Below are 23858 nucleotides of genomic sequence, written 5' to 3'. Positions count from 1 at the left end.
TATTGATACAATTTTTTGCATGAGGACTTCATCCTTTCTGGGAGGTATTTGTTTTCTAGCAAAAACATTGTACCATACAGAGGTTGGAGTCCTCAATTTTCATTTAAGTTTACAAAACGAAAAAATATTAAAGGAGGGATATTATGGACAACAAGGTTAAAAGCCAAGAAGAAAGAGGATCTTGGGGATCAAGTTTTGGTTTTATTATGGCGGCAGCAGGTTCGGCAGTAGGACTAGGCAATCTATGGAAGTTTCCATATTTAGCAGGTAAAAATGGTGGTGCTGTATTTGTCGTAGTATATCTACTGATAGTTGTATTAGTAGGATTTACTATGATGCTAGGAGAAATGATCATAGGCAGAAAAACACAACTTGACCCTTATGGAGCATATAAGAAGTTAAATAAGAACTGGGGATTTTTAGGTTCAATCGGAATTTTAACTGCATTTTTAATTTTGTCTTATTACAGTGTAGTAGGTGGTTGGGTTATTAAATATATTATTTCAACTTTATCTGGAAGTATAGCAACAGATAAGGCTGCATATTTTTCTGGATTCATTGGAGCATCTGTAGAGCCTCTAATATATCATGGAATATTTATGTTACTAACTGTAGCTATAGTTTTTAAAGGTATATCTGCCGGAATTGAAAAGGCAAGCAAAGTGATGATGCCAGCATTATTTGTTATGCTTATCATAGTAGCTGTAAGATCTATAACTCTTGATGGAGCCTCAGCAGGACTTTCCTATTATCTAAAGCCTGATTTTAGCAAATTTAATGCAAGAGTTTTAGTTGATGCTCTAGGTCAGGTATTCTTCTCATTATCATTAGGTATGGGTGCATTGATTACCTATGGTAGTTATTTAAAAGGTGATGAAAATTTAGAGAAAAATGCTTTAATAATACCTGGACTTGATACGGCAGTAGCACTATTAGCAGGCTTTGCTGTTCTTCCAGCAGTGTTTGCTTTTGGATTTGAGCCAGGCCAAGGTCCTGGACTTATGTTTATAACATTGCCAGCTGTATTTGAAGCTATGCCTTTAGGAACCGTATTTGGGGTGATTTTCTTTGTTTTAGTCTTCTTTGCAGCTCTTACATCGGCTATTTCTCTGTTGGAAGTAGCTGTATCATATGGAATCGATCAACGTAAGTGGTCTAGGAATAAGGCTGTAACCATATTTGCATCTCTTATGTTTATAATTGGTATATTTGCATCCTTATCTATGGGACCTATGGCTGATTTTCATATTCCATTATTCAATAAAGGAGTTTTTGATACTTTAGATTTCTTTACATCTAATATATTGATGCCTATAGGTGGATTTTTGATGGCAATATTCATAGGATATATTTGGGGTGTAGATGAGGCTGTTGCTGAGGTTAGGAAGAGCCCAGGAGTAAGCTTTAAGCTTGAAAAATTCTGGACTATACTAATTAAGTATGTAGTACCAGTTGCCATATTCATAGTGTTACTAAGTTCTCTAGGTTTATTGGATAGATTTTTAGGTAATTAATTTGGATTAGGTATATATAAAAAGCTAGAATAAGATAGCCTCTTGTTCTAGCTTTTACATTTATCTAATTGAAATAAATAGTTAAACCAATCAAGATATTCTTTATGATGTAGACTATCTTTTAAAAATACAAAATTAAACTCTCTTTCCACATCAAAGTCTTTTAAATCTATTTTTATAAGACTGCCATCACTAAGCTCTCTTTTAACGGCTTCTTTATATAAAAATGTAATTCCTAAATTTTCCCTTACTAATTCTTTTATTACACTCATATTTCCAATTTGAGTTATTCTTTTGAAATTTTTCATTGTAATGTTATGTTCATATAAAATCTGCTCAAAAATATCTCTTGTTCCAGAACCTTTTTCTCTAAGGATTAATCGCTCCTCAAAAATATCTTGAAAGGAAATGTTTCTGCTTGCAAAAGGATGATTAGGAGAACATACTCCTATAAAAGATTCAGTAGAAAAAAACATTGAATTATATTCCGACTTATCAAAATGACCTTCTAATATAGCAAAATCGATTTCTCCATCTCGTAATTTTTCTAGCAGAATTTTCGTGTTACCAACTTCCATTGTAACATTAATATGTGGAAAATCAGATATTAATTTTATAAGTAAATTAGACATTGTATATTCACCAATAGTCAAAGTTGATCCGAATGTTATAGGATAATTATTAATTTTAGGAGTGGCCAACATAAGTTTAAGTCTATCAGAACTTGCTTGCATCGCAAGAGTGAAATTACAGAGCATTTCTCCAGCTTCCGTTAATTCTAAACTTTTGCCAGCATAGTGGAATAACTTTACATTATAATTATCCTCTAAGTATTTAATATGTTGTGATACAGCTGGTTGTGTGATATGCAAAATCTCAGCAGTTTTAGTATAATTTAATACCTTGCATAATATTAGGAAAGTCTTTAATCTAAAATCAATCATTATATCCTCCATATATAAATTTAACTTATTGATATATAATAAATCATAATTTGATTTTATACTAATGTAACAATAGAATCAATAGTATAAAACAAAGGGAGGTAAATGATATGAAATTTATCAAAAAGTATTCAGCAGGAATTTTATTAACAGTTATTTTAGCTTATGTATCAATGTTCATTAGTGATCTTATCCCAGGAAAACTCATTAGTGCAGGGGTTTTTTCTTTGCTTTTAGGCATGGCAATTAATCCGATTATATCAAATTATAATATTTTAAATGAGGGAATGAGTTTTGTTTCTAAAAAGGTGTTAAGACTAGCTATTATTTTAATGGGCGCAACTCTAAGTTTTTCTCAAGTCTTTGAAGTTGGAAAGTATTCGCTAATTGTTATGACATTTACGTTATTTGCTGCATTTGCAGGTGGATATTATTTGGGGAAATTATTTAATATGAATTGGAAGCTTTCTGGGCTTATTTCAGCAGGTACTGGAATATGTGGAGGTTCTGCAGTTGCAGCCATTGCGCCCACTATAGATGCAGAGGCAAATGATATTGCCTATGCAATTTCTGCTACCTTTATATTTGACATAGTTATGGTGGTATTATTTCCAATAGCAGGAAGGTATTTTGGAATGAGTGATTTAGGGTATGGATTGTGGACAGGAACTGCTGTAAATGATACATCATCTGTTGTAGCGGCAGGATATGCATTTTCAGATGCAGCTGGAAATTTTTCATTAATAGTTAAACTTACAAGAACATTATCTATAGTACCAGCAGTATTAGTATTTTCATTTATTAACGAGAGATTAAACTCTAAGCATAATATAAGTAATGCGAAAAAAGAAAAAATTGACTTAAAAAAGATATTTCCATGGTTTATTGTAATATTTTTGGTCATGGTTGGCATAAAAAGTCTAGGAATTATCTCTGCTTCAGCTAGTACTAAAATCTCTATTGTAAGTAAATTTTTTATGGTTATGTCTTTAGGAGCAATTGGATTAAAAACAAACTTTAAAAAAGTATCAAAATCTGGATTTTTACCAATGTTACATGGCTTTATTATCTCTCTTCTTGTTGTAGTAGTATCATTTATGGTACAAAAGTTTATGGGACAGATTTAAATCAATAAACAATTTTTTATATATAAAAAGTAACATAAAAAACTCCTTTATAGAAAAGATATTATAAAGGAGTTTTAATTTAGCTTCTAAATGATGATAATGGAGGTTATAAAAATGTTATTTAATAATATTATCGAAAAAAGGATTGTTAAAGATGGAGCGCATAGATCTGTATTAGAAATGCCAGCAGATGATTATAATAAGGTATATAATGGACAGTATAGTGAAGAAATAGCTTTAGAGATCATAAATCATCACTTTGAAAGAAGAGGAGATGATGGAAGGCCTACTGATATTCAAATTGAGCATGAAGATGATAGTAATATGGTAAAAATTTATGCAAATATAAATTATTTAGGAAATGACCATACAAGATATGGTAGGAGATAATAAATAATGGTACTCATTAAGTTGAGTGCCATTATTTATTAGTATTCATTTGGGGAAATTAAGTATATTCAATTTAAAATAAATATTGTATAATGAAATAATGGTATTATCTAAATATAATACATTTATTTAACATTATATTATCGGAGGTCATAAATGAAGCAATTTTGGAAGGATAAGAAATTTTTAAAGGATATGTTGGTAATAGCAATTCCAATCGCATTACAAAACTTGATAACTTCTTCACTAAATATGGTGGATACTTTAATGATATCTGAGTTAGGTAAATCAAGTATAGCTGCAGTAGGTTTAGCAAATCAACTATTCTTTTTTTACTCTTTAATTATTTTTGGAATTAATAGTGGCTCTTCAATTTTTATATCTCAATTTTGGGGTAAAAATGATACAGAAAATATTAAGAGAGTATTAGGATTAGCAGTAAGTTTAAGTGTCTTATCAGGATTAATTTTTACCATGGTGGCCTTCTTCTGCCCAGAGATAGTTATGAGATTTTTTATTAAGGAAGAAATAGTAGTTAGGTTAGGAAGCGATTATTTACGAATAGTTTCTTTGTCATATATAATAACTGGTATAAGCTTTGCTTTTAGTATAGCATCTAGAAGTATTGGACACCCTAAAATGCCTATGGTTGTTTCAGCTATATCATTTATAACCAATACAATATTTAATTATTTACTTATTTTTGGACATTTTGATTTTCCGGAATTGGGAGTAAAAGGTGCAGCTTATGGAACATTAATTGCGAGAATCGTTGAAATTAGTTTCATTCTTTATTTTGTATATACAGGTATAAAACCTCTAGCTGCTACTCTAAAAGAATTAACAGATTGGACAAAAGAATTTGTTAATAGATATCTAAAAACTACTTACCCTGTGATAATTAATGAAACATTTTGGGCATTGGGACAAGTTATGTATTCTGCAGCTTATGCTAGAATGGGAGCAGAGGCAACTGCTGCAGTGCAAGTTGCAAGTACTATTCAAAATATTTTTTTTGTAATGGTAAGAGGATTAGCTAATGCTTGTACTGTTATGGTTGGTAATAAAATCGGTGCTGGAGATGAAGAAGAGGCATATAATTATGCAATTCAATTTTTAACTATGTCAACTATAGCAGGATTAGCCTTAGGGGCAATTTTAGGTCTAACACCTGACTTAACTTTAAAATTATTTAGAAATTTAGAATTAGATGTGTACAATTTATCTAGAAAATTATTAATGGTTGCAGGAATATTTTATTTTATAAGAACATTTAATTCTACACTGATTGTAGGAGTTCTTAGAGGTGGAGGGGATACTAGTTTTTCTATGTATCTTGAAATGGGAGCTGTATGGTTAATAGGAGTTCCTTTAGCATTTATTGGAGTTTTATTATTAAAGTTACCTGTTTATATTGTTTTTATATTAGTTTCTTTTGAAGAAATAGTTAAGGCTGTTATAGGTTTACCAAGAGTTAAATCTAAAAAATGGATCAGAAATGTAACATAAAAATGGCCTTTCATAGGCTGTTTTTTATAAGGAATAGGAAATTTTTGATTTCACGCAAGTTGCTTATGCGGTGGCCAATAAAAGCTTCTTTAATTTAAACTTAATTTTGAATATGCTTCAAGAAAGGCTTTATTAATACATTAGTGCTTTGATAGAAGTATCTCTTATAAAATATGAAATTTGACATTCTATTTTATACATAAGAGTTATGATATATAATATAATTATTTGTATATTTAAAGGAGTGATAGATTAATGTCTAAATATAGAAAAATGTTTCAGATACCATATTATGATGCAGATAAATACAGACGAGCTACGCCTATAGCAATACTTACATATTTGGGAGAAACATCAGGGGCCCATACAGATCATATTGGATTTGGTGTTGATAAGCTACAAGCTCTAAACTATGGCTGGATGCTAAATAGATGGAAGGTTAAAATCCACAGATATCCAAATGTGAAAGAAAATATAACAATTGAGACTTGGACTTCTGGAGTCGATAAATTTTATGCTACTAGAGAATTTATTATATACGATGAAAAAGCTATAGAAATAGGAAGGGCATCTACGGTTTGGATATTTTTAAATATGGAAAAAAAGAGACCTATTAGAGTACCAGCTGAATTTATTGAAGCAATCAATCCCGTAGAAGAGAAAGCCTTTGATGATTTTTATGATTTCAAAAAAGAGATAAAAATAGAAGAATACATTGACTTTCATGTGAGAAGATCAGATATTGATTACAATAATCATGTAAATAATACTAAATATCTTTCTTGGATGCTGGAAACTATTCCTGAATATATTTATGAAAACTATATGCTAGGTGAATTTGAAATTTTGTATAAAAAAGAAACTACCTATGGTAATACCATATTATCTGGAAGTAATGAAATAAATAAATCAGATGATTTATATAAATACTTTCATAATATTTTGGATAAGGATAATAAAGAGAATCATTCCATGGGTGTAACTAAGTGGAAAAATATAAATAAATAAGTTAGGTGATATCACCTAACTTATTTATTATCCTTCAAAATCTACTTTTATTATTTTCCCTTTTTCATCTAAGTTCATTTTTGTAATTTTAGTTAATTTTGGTACATTATCAATTTTAGCACATTCTATAAGATGATATATCTTAGAAGTATCTCCTGTTTGTTTATAAACATCTCTTAATAATTTTAGAATTGAATATGGATGTTCAGGTTCTTTTAAAGTTACAAATGATGTGTTTGGTTTTGCCATAGCTTCACCAATTAATTTTTCAAAATCCAAATTATCTAGCCCTGGAATAAGAAAATATTCAACATCACTATTTAAATCTTCAAATCCTTTCACTTGAACTGATGTAAAGCTACCTTTTGCTACTGCCATTAGAGTAGCCATCAATGGTCTTATACCTGCTGATCTATGTCCAGATACAATAACAGATTCTTTTTTAGCAATAGCTTCTTCAATATAGTTACCTTCTGCTTCGGTCATAAATTCTTGTGTTACATACTTTTGAATCATAGAGTTCATTTAAACCGCTCCTTTGTTTATTGAATTTTATTAAATTTGAATAACGATGTAAGATATATTCACATCATTATAATAACACTAAAGAATAGTAAAATAAAGTTTTGTTATATTTTAGTCAAAACTAAATGAATTACTCTCTATAATTTTGCCCAAATTAATGATAAAATAGGTATACTATATTTAAAATAAAAATTTAATATTAGAATGTATTAAGTTCGAGGGGTGCTAATGATGAAAATAAGAATGGAAAAGCAGAAAAATATAGCTCTTATTGCTCATGATAATAAGAAAGATGATCTGATAGATTGGGTAAAAGAAAATAGAGAGATTTTATCAAAACATTTTTTATGTGGTACAGGAACTACTTCTAAGCGAATATCAGATAGTACAGATTTACCAGTGAAAGCTTTTAGATCTGGTCCATTGGGCGGAGATCAGCAAATAGGAGCTCGTATTGTTGAGGGGAAAATTGATATGGTAATTTTTTTCTGGGATCCCTTGGAAGCTCAGCCTCATGATCCAGATGTGAAAGCCTTACTTCGAATTGCCGTTTTATATGATATACCTATAGCAACCAATAGGTCGTCTGCAGATTATATACTATCTTCGCCATTAATGGATGAGGAATATATGAGGGAAATAGTTGATTTTTCCAATTTGAGAATACCAAAATAGTTTGAAAATTTATTATGGTATTAAGACAAATTAAGCTCTAGATTTGTTAAAAAAGATATAAAATGTAGTTGCAATCTATCTTAGAGTGTGTTAAGATTAGGGTGTAGCTTTAATTCGGAAGTAAATAATCAATACACAATAATTTCTACAGGTTCAGAATTTTATCTGCATATAGTAAAGAAATTTTATTGTTGGTATTTTTACAAAGAATTAAAGAAATAAAATTTCGGAGGTATATGCAATGAAAGGTACAGTAAAATGGTTTAATGCAGAAAAAGGATTTGGATTTATTACTACTGAAGAAGGAAACGATGTATTCGCTCACTTCTCACAAATCAACAAAGAAGGATTCAAAACTTTAGAAGAAGGTCAAGAAGTTGAATTCAACGTTGTAGAAGGTGCTAAAGGTCTACAAGCTGAAAACATCACTATTCTATAGTAAATGGATACTCACAACCTCTTAAAGATATATCTTTAAGAGGTTTTATATTATTGAGGATAAAAGATTTATTGATTATTTAGAACAAGGAGATGTATTAAAAATTTAAATAAAAGGAGAATACATATGAGTGAAAAGAGAGTTCTTGCAGTAGTTAATGGTAAAGAGATAACAGAGGATACTGTACTTAGATTCCTTAATGATTTGGGTCCTCAAATGGCAATGCAGTTTCAATCGCCAGAAGGCATTAAAAGAGTAGTAGATGAGTTAGTAAATCAAGAATTAATATATTTGAATGCTCTAGAAAATGGCTTGGATAAAAAAGAAGATTTCACTAAAGAACTAGAAAGGTTGAAAGAGGGGTTACTTAAACAATATGCCCTAAATAATATTTTATCTAAAATTACGGTAACAGAGGGAGAGATATTAGATTTTTATAATCAAAACAAAAATAATTTTCAAAAACCTGAAACTGTAGTTGCTAGTCATATTTTAGTAGATAATGAAGAAAAAGCTAAAGATATTATAAAAGAAATAAATGAAGGTCTTTCTTTTGAAGACGCTGCGATAAATTATTCATCATGTCCTTCTAAAGAGCAAGGAGGAAACTTAGGTGAGTTTACTAAAGGACAAATGGTCCCAGAGTTTGAAACAGCAGCTTTTAATATGGAAGTAGATGCTATCTCAGAGCCAGTAAAAACTCAGTTTGGGTATCATATAATCAAATTAACAGCCAAGAATAAAGAAGCTATGAGCACATTTGATGAGGTTAAGGCTCAAATAACTGATCAAGTACTTGGAATGAAGCAACAACAAGCTTATTTGGATAAAACAAATGAATTAAAACAAAAATATGAAGTAGTAAATAATATGTAAATATAATAAAGAAAATTATTGTAAAAGACTAAAAAGATTATATGGAAAATCATATTTATAATTGTTATATATTTTTATATATGCTATAATGTAAATTGTAGTAAATAAATTATAGAAACAAATAAGGGAGAGAAGTTGATGTCAGCGTTTGTTCTTAACTAAATCAACTAAATAGTTGAATCTTAAAAAACTTTAACCTAGAAGTATTTAGGTTTATTTGTTGACGGTTTTTTAGGAGTAAGTTAGGAACACGGAAATCATTAGACCTTATGATATATTGTAAAAACCGTGCTTTTGTACGGTTTTTTTATGCCCAAAATTATTATATATTCTCTTATAGTCATAATAGTAATATATTTTCTTTTAATTACTATTGTTATTTTATAATTAAAGGGGATATTAATTCTTGGTGTATATTTTAAGTTATAAAAAGGCTGTAGTGACACTTTGTGTTGCTATGGTCTTTTTTGTTGAAGTTTCTATTTTACTTTTAAATATTAGTTTGAATATAACCGTCATGATTAGTTTCTACCTTAGTCATGTAGAACTTAATATATTAAATGGAGGGTTATAATTATGTTTAATTATATAGAAGAAGTAAATAAAAATATAAAAATAGAAGAAGGAAAAAATGTTATAGAGAACATATTAATAAATATATATTTTAAAGAGGGGATTTCTACTAAAGAATTGGGAAGAAATATGCTTTTACCCATCCCTATAGTTGCTGCCATAAAGAAAGAGTTTATAAAGAGAAAAATACTTATTCAAGATAGAGGAATAAGACTTACTTCAGAAGGGAAAGCATTTATAGAAGATGAATTGGGATTTAAGAATATAAATAAAGATTTATATATTAAACTGTTGACAGAACCGTGGAAAGATTATAAGGAGATTATTGAAATAAGAGAAGAATTAAATATAATTTTTAAAAATCGTCCTCAGGTAGATGTTACTATTGATCAATCAAAGTGTAGTATAGATACAGCAATTAAAAGAGCAGTATTATGTATTAAAAATCATACGTTAATAGGAAAAAAGATTTTATGCATAGGTGATGATGATTTAGTTAGTATAGCTCTGGGATTTTTATTGAGAAAGCTTTACAAAACTTCTATAACATATAAGACTTCCATTACAGTAATGGATATAGATAAAAGGATTATTAACTATATAAATAATATAGCTATGGAAGAAAATCTTCCTATCAAATGTGAATATATAGATTTTAGAAAAGAGCTATCAAAAGATTTTAAAAAGCAGTTTGATTGTTTCTTTACAGATCCACCTTATACTCTTGAGGGGATGAACTTATTTCTTTCAAGAGGAATAGAAGCTTTAAACGATGAAAGCGGACTTTCTATATATCTTTCCTATGCTCATAAATCTCCAGATTTTGAGTTAGCCATGCAAAAGAACTTTTTGAATATGGGTCTTGTAGTTTCAGAGATAATAACTAGATTTAACACCTATGAAGGAGCAGAAATAATTGGTAATATAGGGCAGATGATAATTCTTAAAACCACTAATAATAGCAAAGCATTAATGGGAAGCTCTTATGAAGGAGCTATCTATACCGGAGAACTTAGGGCCACGGCACGTCTATATAAATGTAAAAAATGTGGAGAGGAGCTGAAGGTAGGAAGTTTAGAGAAATTTAGAACTATAGAAGAATTAAAGCTGAAAAGATGCCTTAAATGTAATAGCCAAATTTTTGAGTTGATAGATAAAAGAAGTATTTAAGTATGTTTAAATATTTAATATAATTTTATATATATTAGAAAGGGCTAGAAACTATAAAGGCTAATAAAATTACAATTAAGATATTATTTAAAATAAATATAAGTTAAAAGATTTTAAAATCCATAGGTGCTTTGTGTTGTATGCCTATGGATTTTCTATAAGTATACCGTATTTTTAGAATTTATTTTAAATAATATAATATCTTTATTATCAATATAGTTAACAAATGTTATTTTACCAAAATATTGGGAATATATCATATTATATATTAACTCATTAAAATATGGAGGTGTTATTTTGAACTTAAAGAACTTCTCAAAGTATTTTATTAAACAAAAGATGATGCGAACAGTTATTATTTCTTTAATACCTATAATATTTGCATCAATCTATTTTTTCGGATGGAGAACTTTGATACTTTTAGGAATCGTTACAATTGCTGGAGTAACGACAGAATGGATATTTGAAAAAAAATATAATAGAAAAGTATCAGAGGCAGTATTTGTTAGTTGTATTTTATACACATTGACATTACCTCCTACTACGCCATATTGGATAGCAGTAACAGGGATTATATTTGGTATTTTATTTGCAAAAGAAGTATTCGGAGGTTTTGGAAAAAATGTTTTTAATCCAGCTTTAGTTGCTAGAGCATTTGTATATGTGTGTTTCCCAACCCCTTTGACTATAGAATGGTCAAAAGCAGCTTTAGGTTTTCCAGGAGGATTAGGTACCTATATAACTGAAGGAGTAGAGGCAGTATCCCAAGCGACACCCATGCTATTATTTAGAGATACGGGAAAAATGGCCTCTTTAATGGACCTAGTTATTGGAAATGTTTCTGGGTCTATGGGAGAAACATCTGCTGTTTTAATAGTGTTAGCTGGCATTTACTTAATTTATAAGAAGGTTGCTTCTTGGCAAATAATGGCTGGTGTTTTAATCGGATTTACAGGTCTAAGTAGTATCCTCTATGCATTAGGTAATAATCAAATTCCTAATCCTATTTTTGGAATACTTGCCGGAGGATTATTATTTGGTACTGTATTTATGGCAACGGATCCTATATCAGCTCCAAAAACAAAGGAAGGAAAATGGATATATGGTATTCTTATAGGTATAGTTACTGTAATTATAAGGGGATATGCATTATTTGCTGGTGGTATGATGTTTGCAATACTGATAGCTAATACCTTTGCGCCGATAATTGATGAGGGAGTCAATGCTTATAAGAAATACAGAAAAGAATCAAAGGCTAAAAAGGAAGAGGTGGCAATATGAAGAAATCCTTTAGTTTTCCAATAATTTTCATGATTATTATTACTGCTTTTTTCACTTTTATATTAGCTTTTTTAAATTATAGTACTGCTGATAAAATTGCATTTAATCAAGAAATTGAGTTAAGTAGGAAACTTCTATATACTTTTGATATTGAGCCGCTATCTGAAAATCCCGATGACATTAATGAAGCTTTTATGGAAAATATAGGCTCTATACCGTTTGGTGATGATTCTATGTATGTATATTATGATGAGAATCAAGAAATCCTAGGATATGCTGTACCCATAAATGGCTCTGGCCTCTGGGGAAGTATAGAAGGATATGTTGGAATTTCGGCCGACTATTCAACAATTCTTGGGCTAGATTTTACTTCTCATAGTGAAACACCGGGATTAGGTGGTAGAATCTCAGAGGATTGGTATAAAGAACAATTCAGAGGAATTGATATAACAGGATCACAGAATGGAAATTATATTATATATAAGCCAGCACCTGAAGGAAATGTAGATGCTATAGCTGGTGCAACTTTGACTTCAAAATCTGTAAGTAAATTCTTAAATGAAGACATAGATAATTTCATTAAAGAGAGAAAGGGGGAATAGGAAATGATAGGAGATAGCCCTAAAAAGATATTTAAAATGGGACTTTGGGAAGATAATCCAGTACTAGTTCAAATAATAGGCATATGTTCAGCATTAGCTGTAACCAATCTTATGCTAAATTCGTTAATTATGGGAGTAGGATTAATTTTTGTTACTGCATTATCATCTTTTACGGTATCATTAATTAGATCATTTACTCCAAAACATATTAGAATGATGGTACAGGTGCTTATAATAGCAGCCTATGTAATTATAGTTGATATTTTCTTAAAGGCATATATGCCCGAAATGAGTAAAGCTTTAGGACCTTATGTAGGGTTAATTATTACAAATTGTATAATAATGGGTAGGGCAGAAGCTTATGCACAAAAGAACCCTCCAATACCTTCATTTTTGGATGGAGTAGCTTCGGGATTAGGATATACCTTAGTTCTATTAACTATAGCATTTTTCAGAGAGTTATTAGGTTTTGGTACGATATTTGGTGTTCAAGTATTAGGAGAATGGTGGACACCTTGGACTATTATGATAATGCCGCCAGCTGCCTTTTTTATCCTAGCAGTTATCATTTGGATAACTAAAACTATTCAAGAAAAAGAGAAGAAACAAGATGAAAAGAAAGGTCAGGTGGTTAGCTCATGATAGAACTTAATCCTTTCATCATATTCTTTGCAGCAATATTTACAAATAATATGATATTTAGTAATTTCTTAGGTATGTGTTCATATATAGCGGTTTCAAGGGAAATTCCTACTTCCCTTGGGCTTGGCCAAGCTGTTACATTTGTTCTAGCCTGTACTACAATAATAAATTATCTTATATATCATTATGTTCTGGTGCCATTACATTTAGATTACTTAAGATTTATAGTTTTTATTGTTAGTATAGCAGCATTTGTGCAACTATTAGAGATGATTGTAGAAAGATACCTTCCAAATCTATATTATGCATTGGGTATATTTTTACCATTAATAACTGTTAATTGTGCTATTTTAGGAGTTTCATTATTTATGATAATTCGTAACTATAACTTTCTTCAATCAATTGGTTTCAGCATCGGGTCTGGAATTGGATGGACTTTAGCCATAGTAGCCTTAGCTGGTATACGTAAAAAGATAAAGAAAGGATCTATTCCTAAAGGGCTGGAAGGACCAGGTATAACTTTAATTATTACTGGATTAATGGCATTGGCTTTTATTGGCTTTTCAGGCATAGTCCAAATTCAATAAGGAGGGCAAAAATATGAATGAAATAATTATAACAACAGCTGCTGTTACAGGTATCTCGGCTATATTCGCTTTTTTGCTTACTCTTGCTGATAGAACCATAGGGAACTATGGCGAAGTAAAATTAGTTATAAATGAAGATAAAGAATATACCGTTAATGGAGGATCTTCTCTATTATCCACATTAATTGATGAAAAGATTTTTATTCCTTCTGCTTGTGGGGGGAAGGGAACCTGTGGATATTGTAAAGTAAAAGTTCTTGATGGAGGAGGACCTGTTTTACCAACAGAAACCCCCTTTCTGACAGATGAGGAATTAAAAGATAATGTTAGACTTTCTTGTCAATGTAAGGTAAAACAAAATATTAAAATTCAGATACCAGAAGAATTATTTAATGTAAAAGAGTATTTTGCAACAGTAGAAGAGATTGAAGATATGACTTCTGTAATTAAGAGATTGAAAATTAAACTACCTGAAGGAGAAGAAATTAATTTTAAACCGGGACAGTTTATTCAGCTTAAAGCACCACTTTATGAAGGTAATGATGAAGAAGTTTATAGAGCTTATTCTATAGCTTCTTCTCCAGCGGATAAGAGCCATATTGAGCTATTTATTGGATATGTGCCTGGAGGGAAATGTACTACTTATGTACACAAATATCTAAAAGTAGGAGATACTGTCCAAATCAATGGTCCTTATGGAGATTTTTATTTCCACGATGATAATGATAGAGAGGCTATATTAGTAGCAGCTGGTACAGGAATTGCACCTATACTTTCTATACTTAAACATATGAAAGAATACAAGATAAATAGAAAGGCAAGATTTTATTTTGGTGCAAAAACCCCAGATGATTTATTTTTACTAGATTATTTTAGGGAATTAGAAGAAAAACTATATGATTTTAAATTTATACCTACTTTATCAAGGGTAACAGAAGAACATCACTGGACTGGAGAAAGAGGTAGAGTTAATAATGCTATAGATAAGCATCTGGATAATTCAGACAATAAAGAAGCTTATCTTTGTGGAAATCCAGGTATGATAGATTCTATGGTGAGTGCTCTTATGGAAAAAGGTTTACCTGAAGAATTAATATATTTTGATAAATTTGATTAAGAGAAATCCAAGGGATTTCTCTTTTTTTATGGACTAATATCTTATATTTTATGATATAATTAAATGGTATATATTATATATACAAAAAATCCTTAGGGGGATAGATAATGAAACTTGAATTGTTTGACTTTATAGATGAAACTTTAGCACTTATAGAAGAAAGAAAAGAAAGTATAGAAAATGTTGCTAATTCTTTAGAAAAATTTTTTACAGATAGTTTTTTTATAAAGGATCATTTTTTAAATGTCAATTACAGAATTAAATCTCCAGAGAGTTTAAGAGAAAAAATACTTAGACATAATTTCTACATAAAGTATAAAACACCAGAGAATTTATTAAATAATTTATCTGACCTAATAGGTTTTAGAATTGAATGTAGATTTATTGAAGATGAAAATAAAATTTATAAAGATATTATGAAACTATTTGATATAAAATGTGAAAATGGCTTTTATACAAATCCTTTGAATTCTAATATTATGTTACAATTAGATGAAAAACAACCTCAGAAGCAAAAGAATGGATTTGAAATATATAAAATTGATGGAAAGTATTGTAAGGATGGTACTTGTATCAACTTTGAATTGCAGATAAAATCTTTAGTAAATGTTTTCTGGGGAGAGATTGACCATAGAATACTCTATAAGAATTTTAATTATATGTTAACTGAAGACTTTTTTAGAGATATCATGTCTTCAATAAAAGATAATTTATCTATGATTGATAGGCAGCTAATGCTTGTCTATAATCATCTTAATGGAATGGATGCAAGTAATTCTTTAACAAAAAAAGTACAATTACAGGCATTATTATCAAAGATTATTCATGATATATATATAGTTAAGATAAGACAGGAAATTGGATTTGTTGTAGATTTTAAAAAATCTACAGATGTGATTGTAAATTATATATTCATGAAAGGTGGACCTGAGGAATCAGAAAATTATAGTGTGAATTTCCTTCGAATATTAAATAGATTGAATGATATAGGAAAAAATGATATATCCTTTAATAGATATATAAATTTTGAAAGGGAAATTTTTTTCAATGATGATTTTACAAGAAAAATTGGGAGTAGTATCCTAGAAATAATAAATAAAGATTTTAGGTGGAATTTATTTTTTAGGATAATATTTGAAATAGAAGAAGGGAATAATGCAGAAGATTTTGAAGGGTTTATGATATTTATCAGGTATAGATTCCATGAGAATTTGATGATGATATTAGAGAATAAAAATATAGAAGAATCTCAAAAAGAACAAATAGTTACTTGTGTATTGGAGACCATTGCCACTACTTTCTCGAAAGAAGTTGATGTTGATTTCTTAAGTGATTGCAGCATTAAATCTTTGAACAATAATATTGGAAAACTCTTTACAGATATACATTCATTTGATGACTGGATAGAGAGAAAAGAGGGAATATTAGATGTAATATTAAACCATGATTTCTAAAGTATTTGATTTTTTCAAATACTTTTTTTCTCGTTGGGTAAATATATACTATATAGTAGAAGGGGGTTGATATCATGAAGAGTTTTGATAGGGTAAAATCAACTTTAATAAGTATAAGAAAGAGTATCAAAAGATTTCCAATAACAGTAGCATTATCTACAGTTTTGACTGTACTTTTAATTTATATGAATGAAAGCCATTTAACTGGAGATGATCGGGAAATATTAGAAAAAATTAATTTAGTAGTAGGTTTAGGAATTCCTCTTTCTCTGTGTATTGGGTTGCTAATAGAGAGGTTTTTTGGAAAGAAAAAAATAATTTCAATATTATTATATAGCATTGGCGCTGGAATTTTGATATTATATTATTTTGTATTCATAAAAGATTATGGAATGGTATCTATGTCTAGATATCTAGCAACTATGTTATTTCTAATATTAGCATCTTTGTATATACCAAGGATAGGAAAAAAGAATGATTATGAATATTATGTAATGGATATATGGTCTAGTTTTGCTTTGACTTTTGTATATTCATTTGTTCTATACTTTGGTATAGTAGCAATATTCTTTACTATAGATCAACTTTTCGATGTAAATATTAAGGGAGAATTTTATTACTATATGTTTTTAATAGTATCCTTGATATTTGCAGTATCTTTATTTTTATCTAAATTGCCATCTGTTGATGAAGAATATCATATGATTGAATATACTAAATCTTTGAAGATACTTTTAGTATATATAGTTATTCCTTTAGTGACTGTATATACTGCTATACTCTATGTCTATTTTGGAAAGATACTCCTAACGAAAGAATGGCCTAGAGGATTGGTGTCTCATCTAGTATTGTGGTACTCAACTTTATCAGTAGGAGTAATATTTTTGATTACTCCAATATTAGAAGAAAATAAGGCTGCAAAATTGTTCAAAGTATTATTTCCTAAGATAATATTACCTGTACTTTTTATGATGTTTATGTCAATCTATCAAAGGATAGCACAATATGGTATAACTGAAAATAGATATTATGTAGTAGTTCTTGGGTTATGGGTATTGGGAATAATGTTATATTTTTCATTTAAAAAACCTTTGAGAAATATTGTTATACCTATTAGTTTATCTTTTATTATATTTAATTCTGTATATGGACCAATAAGTAGTTTTACTATTTCAAAATTTAGTCAGAACAAGAGAATTGAGAGTTTGCTAGATAGAAATAATATGTTAAGTAATGGAGAGATAATTAGAAATAGTGAAATAGCCTTAGAAGATAAAAGAGAAATCAGTAATATAATAAGCTATTTTCATTCAAATCATAAGTTGAAGGATATTAAGGTATTACCAAAGGATTTTGATTTAGACAAGATGGAGATTGTGATGGGATTTAAATATGAGCCTTACTATTCATTTCCATATGAGCAAAATCGATATTTTTATTATGGAACTCATAATGCAGAAGATGCCGTTGATATTAAAGGGTATGATTATTATATACACATGAACTCATGGAATGAAAATAAAAGAGAAGTTGCTGGATTGATTTTACAATATGATAGATTAAGAAATGCTTTGATTATATCTAAAGACGATAGAATCATATTAGAACAGGATATGGTTGAGTTTGTAAGAGATATATATGAAAAACAAGAGGCAAAAGTTCCAGATGAAAATAAGAATATGATGAATTATGAAGATATGAGTTATGGAGTGGCAGTTCGTAGTGATATAGATAATATTGATATTAAATTTATATTTAATGAAGTTAACGGTAGAGTAGATGAAAATAATAATATAATTATTGAAAGTATAGATTTTATTTTGTTGATTAGTAATAAGTGATATTGTTTAAAAACTGGGTAAGTATAAAGAGAATATTGAAGGGAGATGAGATAAATGTATAAAGAAGAACTGGATATAATTAGCCAAGCTATCCTAAATGAGGTTGAAGGATATGAATTTTATAGGATGGCAGCAAATCAAGCTGGAACAAGTGAAAGTGAAGAAGCATTTTTGGAGTTGGCTAATGAAGAATTAAAACATGTTGAATATTTGAAGGCATTATTTAATAAAATTAAAGATAATAAGGATGATGATATAAAATTAGCTTTAGAAGCAACACCTCCTTCTCCAGATATTTATAATTGGAAGAAGGTTGATAAAGAATATAACTCATTAGCCATGTCTGTTTTTGGTATAGGAATTCAGATGGAGAAATCATCGATAGAATTTTATGAAGCTGCTAAGTCAAAAACTAAATTTGATGAAGCTAGAAAACTTTTTGACTTATTGATTAAATGGGAAAAAGTACATCTTGAACAATTTACTGAGCAGTATAATAAGCACAAGACAGACTGGTGGACTAATCAAGGATTTGCTCCATTTTAATAAATTTTATACAGGGGCTAACCCTGTATTTTTTATGAAATTAGTAGTATAATACTATTGTTATGAAAATACAGTATTATAAAATTATATTGGAGGAAAAATATGAAAGAGATATATTTAGCAGGTGGATGTTTTTGGGGCGTAGAAGAATATATGTCGAGGATAAATGGTGTAGTAGAAACCAGAGTAGGCTATGCAAATGGCATTAAAGAAAATCCAACCTATAAAGAAGTATGTACAGGAACTACTGGTCATGCTGAAACGACTTATGTTAAATATGATGAGAGTATTATCTCTTTAGAAGAATTGTTAAATAGATTCTGGCGAATAATAGATCCAACTATACTTAATAGGCAAGGTCCTGATATAGGTAATCAATATAGAACTGGAATTTATTATGTTGATAGTCAGGATATAAATATTATAAATAAAACTTTAGAAGAACAAAAAGTTAAATATGATAAATCCATAGTAACAGAGATTATACCATTAAAATCTTTTTATGATGCTGAGGAATATCACCAAGATTATTTAAAGAAGAATCCGGGTGGTTATTGTCATATAGATTTAAGCAAATAGAACCGAATCCCTTAGGGGATTCTTTTAATGTATATTGGAGTTGAGATAATGAAAAGGTTTAAGAAAGTATATATAGAAATAACAAATGTCTGTAATCTTCAATGCTATTTTTGTCCTAAAACTAATAGACAACAAAAATTCCTTGGGACTTCTGAATTTTCCTATATACTAGATGAAATAAAAGAATTTACTGATTACATCTATTTCCATGTAAAAGGGGAACCTCTTTTGCATCCAGATATAGGTGAATTCTTAGATATATCCTATGATAAGGGGTTCAAAGTGAATATAACAACTAATGGTACTTTGCTTTCTAGGGTAAAAGAAAATCTAATTGATAAACCAGCCCTTAGGCAAATTAATATTTCATTACATAGCTTTGATGGAAATAATAATACCAATAGTAAAGAAGAATATCTAAATAATATATTTGAATTTATTGAACTAGCTAAAGAAGATAAATCTTTAATAATAGCATTAAGACTTTGGAATTTAACAGGTGATAATTTATTTAATAGAGAAGTAAATAGAAACAAAGAAATTTTAAATAGAATAGAAACTGAGTTTAAACTGCCATTTAAGATTGAAGATGTGATAAATCCCCAAAGGGGGATTAAGATAGATGATGGAATATATTTAAATCAGGATTCAGAGTTTATATGGCCTGATTTAAAAAATCAAGAGTTTGGTAATAAAGGATATTGTTATGGACTAAGAGATCAAATAGGAATTTTAGTTGATGGTACTGTGATACCTTGTTGCTTAGACGGGGAAGGGAAAATATCGTTAGGGAATATCTTTAAAACAAGATTAAGTGAAATTATATCTGGAGAAAGATCCACAAGGATCTATAACGGATTTTCTAGGAGAGTAGTTGTTGAAGAAATGTGTAGAAAATGTGGATTCAGAACTCGTTTTAATTGATAACTTTAAGTTAAATATTTAATTATTATACAAAGGATTGACACAATATATAGAGGTTTGTTAAAATAGAATAACAATATATAGAGTTTGGAGAAGATAAGGGGGATTTAGAGTGATTACTAAAATTAGAAAAAGGGATGGGAGAGAGGTTCCTTTTAATATTGAGAAGATTTCTAATGCGATTTTTAAAGCAGCCCAGGCTGCTGGTGGTCATGATTATAATACATCCATGGCTTTGGCCGAAAAGGTTATAGCTGTTGCTGATGAAAAATTTCGAGGTACAGTACCTGGAGTAGAGGATTTACAAGATATTGTTGAAAAAATTCTCATTGAGTCAGGGCATGCTAAAACTGCTAAAGAGTACATATTATATAGAGCAGAAAGAAATAAAGTAAGAGAAATGAATACTAGACTTATGAAGGTTTTTGAAGATTTAACATTTAAGGAAGCTAAGGATGTTGATATAAAAAGAGAAAATGCAAATATAGATGGGGATACACCTATGGGAACTATGCTAAAGTATGGTTCTGAATCTGCTAAGCAATTTTATGACTTATTTGTTCTAAATCCAAATCATTCAAAGGCTCATAAAGAAGGAGATATTCATATACATGATTTAGATTTCCTTACATTAACTACTACTTGTTGTCAGATTGATATAGTGAAATTATTTGATAAAGGTTTTTGTACCGGACATGGTTTTTTGAGAGAGCCAAAAGACATACAATCCTATGCAGCTCTAGCTTGTATTGCCATACAATCAAATCAAAATGATCAACATGGAGGGCAATCTATACCTAATTTTGATTATGGGATGGCACCTGGGGTTAGAAAAACTTATATTAAACAATATAGACAAAATTTAAGGAAAGCTATTGAATTATTAGTGGAGGATATAGATTTAGATGATAATTTAGATAATGTATTTAAAATTTTAGAAGAAGAATATAAACTATTACCAACTTTAAGTGGCAGTGAGCAATATAAAGAGAAGGAAGCTGAATATTTAAAAGAATTATTGAGTGATGAGGAGATTGTTGAAAAGATTCAAAAATTTGCAGAGAGAAATAGTTATAGGGATACAGATAAAAGAACTTTTCAAGCTATGGAAGCTTTGATCCATAATTTAAATACTATGCATTCTAGAGCAGGAGCTCAAATTCCATTTAGTTCCATTAATTATGGAACAGATACATCAGTGGAAGGTAGAATGGTAATTAAAAATTTATTATTGACAACTGAAGAAGGCTTAGGAAATGGAGAGACACCTATATTTCCGATACAAATTTTTAAAGTAAAAGAAGGAATTAATTATAACAAAGAAGATATAAATTATGATTTATTTAAATTGGCATGCAAAGTAAGCTCAAAGAGATTATTTCCAAATTTTTCATTCATAGATGCACCCTTTAATCTCAAGTACTATAAAGAAGGGTACCCAGAGACAGAGGTAGCTTATATGGGATGTAGGACTAGAGTTATAGGAAATGTATATGACCCGTCTAGAGAAATTGTAAATGGTAGGGGAAATCTAAGTTTTACTACTATAAATTTACCAAGATTAGGTCTTGAGAATAAAGGCGATATAGGTAGATTCTATAAAAGATTAGATCAAACCATTGACTTAGTAATAGAACAATTGATAGAAAGATTTGAGATTCAAGCTAGTAAAAAAGTAAGCAATTATCCTTTCCTTATGGGGCAAGGGGTTTGGATTGATTCTGACAAGTTATCAAGAGATGATAAGATAAGAGAAATATTAAAACATGGGACATTATCTATCGGATTCATAGGTTTAGCAGAATGCTTAAAAGCTTTAGTAGGTAGCCATCATGGTGAAAGTAAGGAAGCTCAAGCTCTTGGCTTGGGCATAGTTAAACATATTAGAGACAGGATGGATGATATTAGTAAACAATATAAGATGAATTTTACTTTGATAGGAACTCCTGCAGAAGGTACAGCAGGTAGGTTCGTTAAAATGGATAGGGAAATATATGGGAATATAGAGGGCGTTACTGCAAAAGAATATTATACAAATAGCTTCCATGTTCCAGTTTACCATAAGATTAAAGCGATAGATAAGATAAATATCGAAGCACCATATCATGAATTAACAAATGCTGGACATATAACTTATGTAGAGCTAGATGGAGATCCTTCTTATAATTTGGATGCATTTGAAAAGATAGTTAGAGCTATGAAAGAGGCCGGTATTGGGTATGGATCTATTAATCATCCTGTAGATAGAGATCCAGTATGTGGATATACAGGTATAATAGGAGATGTATGTCCTCAATGTGGAAGAGAAGAAGGAACTATTAAATTTGAGAGAATTCGTCGTATAACAGGATATTTAGTAGGTACTCTTGATAGATTTAACGATGCAAAGAAAGCTGAGGAAAGGGACAGAGTAAAACATTTTTCTTGTTCTAATAGATAAGGGGTAGTAGGATGGAGAAAATAAGAATAGCAGGAATAGAAGAGGAGTCCATTGTAGATGGTCCGGGGATTAGATTTGTAATATTTACTCAAGGATGTAATCATCATTGTATTGGCTGCCATAATCCCGAAACCCATTCCTTTGATGGAGGAGAACTAGTGGATATAGAGAATATAGTAAATAAAATAAAGGAAAATCCGTTACTAGATGGAATTACCATCAGTGGTGGAGAACCTTTTGAGCAATCATTGGAATGTAGCATCTTAGCTAAAAAGGTTAAAGCTCTGGGATTAAACGTAGTTACCTATACAGGATATACCTTTGAAGAGATACTTGGTAACAAGAAATTTAGAGATTTATTATTACAAACAGATTTACTGATTGACGGTAAGTTTGACATATCTCAAAAATCTATGATGCTACATTTTAGAGGCTCAACAAATCAAAGAATAATAGATGTAAAAAAATATTTAGGATGATGGGAGAATTAGGAACGACGTAGGTCGTTCTTTTCCTTTTTAAGGATTATTTTTATTGTTAAAACATAATATATTTGATAATATAAGGTAAAGAAATGTTTCGAGGGGTGAAATATATGTTTAAATTAGATGCTATTAAGAATATGAATCAAGAGGAAAGATTAAAATATATGCTAATGCTTGTAAAAGGGCAGCTTAGCTCAGAGAAAGATGATTTAGCTAATATATCTAATGTAACAGGTATAATAATGGCTTGCATAGAGGGATTAAACTGGGCAGGATTTTATATATTAAGGGATGATGAGTTGGTTTTAGGACCATTTCAAGGTTTACCTGCTTGCAACAGAATAGCCATAGGTAAGGGAGTCTGTGGAAAGGCAGTAGAGACTAGAGAGATGCAATTAGTACCAGATGTCCATTTATTCCCAGGTCATATTGCATGTGATTCCGCTTCAAACTCAGAACTAGTTGTTCCAGTAATAAAAGATAATAAGGTCTATGGAGTATTGGATTTGGATAGTCCAGTAAAAGATAGATTTACAAAAGTAGAAGAGGAATATTTTATTAAACTTGTTGAGATATTAAGTCAAAATATTAATTGGGATAATATATAGAT

General features: G+C 29.7%; 24 protein-coding genes. 22 read left to right on the top strand and 2 right to left on the bottom strand.

Going from position 1 to position 23858, the window contains the following annotated elements:
* Nucleotides 1-143: 143 nt before the first annotated feature.
* Complete coding sequence (locus KQI38_RS01010; protein ID WP_216554409.1) at nt 144-1514, top strand: sodium-dependent transporter; 1371 nt, start codon at nt 144-146, stop codon at nt 1512-1514.
* Between the two features lie 47 nt (nt 1515-1561).
* On the opposite strand, the gene KQI38_RS01005 is transcribed toward KQI38_RS01010, so the two are convergent.
* Entirely contained in the window at nt 1562-2458 is an 897-nt protein-coding gene (locus tag KQI38_RS01005; protein ID WP_216554407.1) for a LysR family transcriptional regulator, read from the bottom strand.
* 110 nt (nt 2459-2568) lie between these two features.
* Here KQI38_RS01005 and KQI38_RS01000 point away from each other — a divergent pair, with 110 nt between their 5' ends.
* The 4 genes from KQI38_RS01000 to KQI38_RS00985 all read left to right on the top strand — a co-directional run bounded on the left by KQI38_RS01000 (nt 2569) and on the right by KQI38_RS00985 (nt 6492).
* Nucleotides 2569-3585, top strand: a complete 1017-nt coding sequence (locus KQI38_RS01000; protein ID WP_216554405.1) for a YeiH family protein — start codon at nt 2569-2571, stop codon at nt 3583-3585.
* Nucleotides 3586-3699: 114 nt separating this feature from the next.
* On the top strand, nt 3700-3975 hold the full coding sequence (locus KQI38_RS00995; protein ID WP_216554403.1) for a hypothetical protein: 276 nt from the start codon (nt 3700-3702) through the stop codon (nt 3973-3975).
* A 156-nt stretch (nt 3976-4131) separates the two neighbouring features.
* On the top strand, nt 4132-5484 hold the full coding sequence (locus tag KQI38_RS00990) for an MATE family efflux transporter (RefSeq protein ID WP_216554401.1): 1353 nt from the start codon (nt 4132-4134) through the stop codon (nt 5482-5484).
* A gap of 255 nt (nt 5485-5739) precedes the next feature.
* Complete coding sequence (locus KQI38_RS00985) at nt 5740-6492, top strand: acyl-[acyl-carrier-protein] thioesterase (RefSeq protein ID WP_216554399.1); 753 nt, start codon at nt 5740-5742, stop codon at nt 6490-6492.
* Nucleotides 6493-6519: 27 nt separating this feature from the next.
* Here KQI38_RS00985 and KQI38_RS00980 read toward each other — a convergent pair whose 3' ends face one another.
* Nucleotides 6520-7017, bottom strand: coding sequence for a hypothetical protein (locus tag KQI38_RS00980; protein ID WP_216554396.1), 498 nt, complete (start codon nt 7015-7017; stop codon nt 6520-6522).
* 231 nt (nt 7018-7248) lie between these two features.
* Between KQI38_RS00980 and KQI38_RS00975 the strand changes: the two genes are divergently transcribed.
* From KQI38_RS00975 to KQI38_RS00895, 17 genes are all read left to right on the top strand, one after another.
* Nucleotides 7249-7692 carry a methylglyoxal synthase gene (locus KQI38_RS00975; protein WP_246565494.1) on the top strand — a complete coding sequence of 148 codons (444 nt, stop codon included), beginning with the start codon at nt 7249-7251 and terminating at the stop codon, nt 7690-7692.
* Between the two features lie 241 nt (nt 7693-7933).
* Complete coding sequence (locus KQI38_RS00970; RefSeq protein WP_094901600.1) at nt 7934-8131, top strand: cold-shock protein; 198 nt, start codon at nt 7934-7936, stop codon at nt 8129-8131.
* A gap of 126 nt (nt 8132-8257) precedes the next feature.
* The gene (locus KQI38_RS00965; RefSeq protein WP_216554393.1) at nt 8258-9007 is read left to right on the top strand and encodes a peptidylprolyl isomerase; all 750 of its coding nucleotides are present in this window, start codon (nt 8258-8260) and stop codon (nt 9005-9007) included.
* Between the two features lie 576 nt (nt 9008-9583).
* Complete coding sequence (locus tag KQI38_RS00960) at nt 9584-10750, top strand: bis-aminopropyl spermidine synthase family protein (protein WP_216554390.1); 1167 nt, start codon at nt 9584-9586, stop codon at nt 10748-10750.
* A 297-nt stretch (nt 10751-11047) separates the two neighbouring features.
* Nucleotides 11048-12031 carry an RnfABCDGE type electron transport complex subunit D gene (locus tag KQI38_RS00955; protein ID WP_246565493.1) on the top strand — a complete coding sequence of 328 codons (984 nt, stop codon included), beginning with the start codon at nt 11048-11050 and terminating at the stop codon, nt 12029-12031.
* Nucleotides 12028-12633 carry an RnfABCDGE type electron transport complex subunit G gene (locus tag KQI38_RS00950; protein ID WP_216554388.1) on the top strand — a complete coding sequence of 202 codons (606 nt, stop codon included), beginning with the start codon at nt 12028-12030 and terminating at the stop codon, nt 12631-12633. Before KQI38_RS00955 ends, KQI38_RS00950 begins: the two co-directional genes overlap by 4 nt.
* Before the next feature lie 3 nt (nt 12634-12636).
* A complete protein-coding gene (locus KQI38_RS00945; protein ID WP_246565491.1) occupies nt 12637-13275 on the top strand; it encodes an NADH:ubiquinone reductase (Na(+)-transporting) subunit D in 639 nt (212 codons plus the stop codon).
* A complete protein-coding gene (locus tag KQI38_RS00940; protein ID WP_235601316.1) occupies nt 13272-13862 on the top strand; it encodes an NADH:ubiquinone reductase (Na(+)-transporting) subunit E in 591 nt (196 codons plus the stop codon). The genes KQI38_RS00945 and KQI38_RS00940 overlap by 4 nt, the downstream gene beginning before the upstream one ends.
* Before the next feature lie 13 nt (nt 13863-13875).
* On the top strand, nt 13876-14979 hold the full coding sequence (locus KQI38_RS00935; RefSeq protein ID WP_216554386.1) for an NADH:ubiquinone reductase (Na(+)-transporting) subunit F: 1104 nt from the start codon (nt 13876-13878) through the stop codon (nt 14977-14979).
* Between the two features lie 107 nt (nt 14980-15086).
* Nucleotides 15087-16433: a GTP pyrophosphokinase gene (locus KQI38_RS00930; RefSeq protein WP_216554384.1), complete on the top strand. Its 1347-nt coding sequence runs from the start codon at nt 15087-15089 to the stop codon at nt 16431-16433.
* Nucleotides 16434-16507: 74 nt separating this feature from the next.
* Complete coding sequence (locus KQI38_RS00925) at nt 16508-18274, top strand: DUF4153 domain-containing protein (RefSeq protein WP_216554382.1); 1767 nt, start codon at nt 16508-16510, stop codon at nt 18272-18274.
* Nucleotides 18275-18328: 54 nt separating this feature from the next.
* On the top strand, nt 18329-18820 hold the full coding sequence (locus KQI38_RS00920) for a ferritin-like domain-containing protein (protein ID WP_216554380.1): 492 nt from the start codon (nt 18329-18331) through the stop codon (nt 18818-18820).
* A gap of 102 nt (nt 18821-18922) precedes the next feature.
* On the top strand, nt 18923-19399 hold the full coding sequence (gene msrA / locus KQI38_RS00915; RefSeq protein ID WP_216554378.1) for a peptide-methionine (S)-S-oxide reductase MsrA: 477 nt from the start codon (nt 18923-18925) through the stop codon (nt 19397-19399).
* A gap of 48 nt (nt 19400-19447) precedes the next feature.
* Nucleotides 19448-20323 (top strand): radical SAM/SPASM domain-containing protein, encoded by an 876-nt coding sequence (locus tag KQI38_RS00910; RefSeq protein ID WP_216554376.1) that lies wholly within the window; start codon nt 19448-19450, stop codon nt 20321-20323.
* A gap of 112 nt (nt 20324-20435) precedes the next feature.
* Nucleotides 20436-22763 carry an anaerobic ribonucleoside triphosphate reductase gene (locus KQI38_RS00905; protein WP_216554374.1) on the top strand — a complete coding sequence of 776 codons (2328 nt, stop codon included), beginning with the start codon at nt 20436-20438 and terminating at the stop codon, nt 22761-22763.
* Nucleotides 22764-22774: 11 nt separating this feature from the next.
* A complete protein-coding gene (nrdG, locus tag KQI38_RS00900; RefSeq protein WP_216554371.1) occupies nt 22775-23242 on the top strand; it encodes an anaerobic ribonucleoside-triphosphate reductase activating protein in 468 nt (155 codons plus the stop codon).
* Between the two features lie 116 nt (nt 23243-23358).
* A complete protein-coding gene (locus tag KQI38_RS00895) occupies nt 23359-23856 on the top strand; it encodes a GAF domain-containing protein (RefSeq protein WP_216554369.1) in 498 nt (165 codons plus the stop codon).
* Nucleotides 23857-23858: the final 2 nt, after the last annotated feature.

The organism is Tissierella carlieri, assembly GCF_018917285.1.
GTDB lineage: Bacteria > Bacillota > Clostridia > Tissierellales > Tissierellaceae > Tissierella > Tissierella carlieri.
The sequence above is the reverse complement of the archived record's forward strand: the minus strand, read 5'-3'. Positions and strand labels throughout refer to the sequence as shown.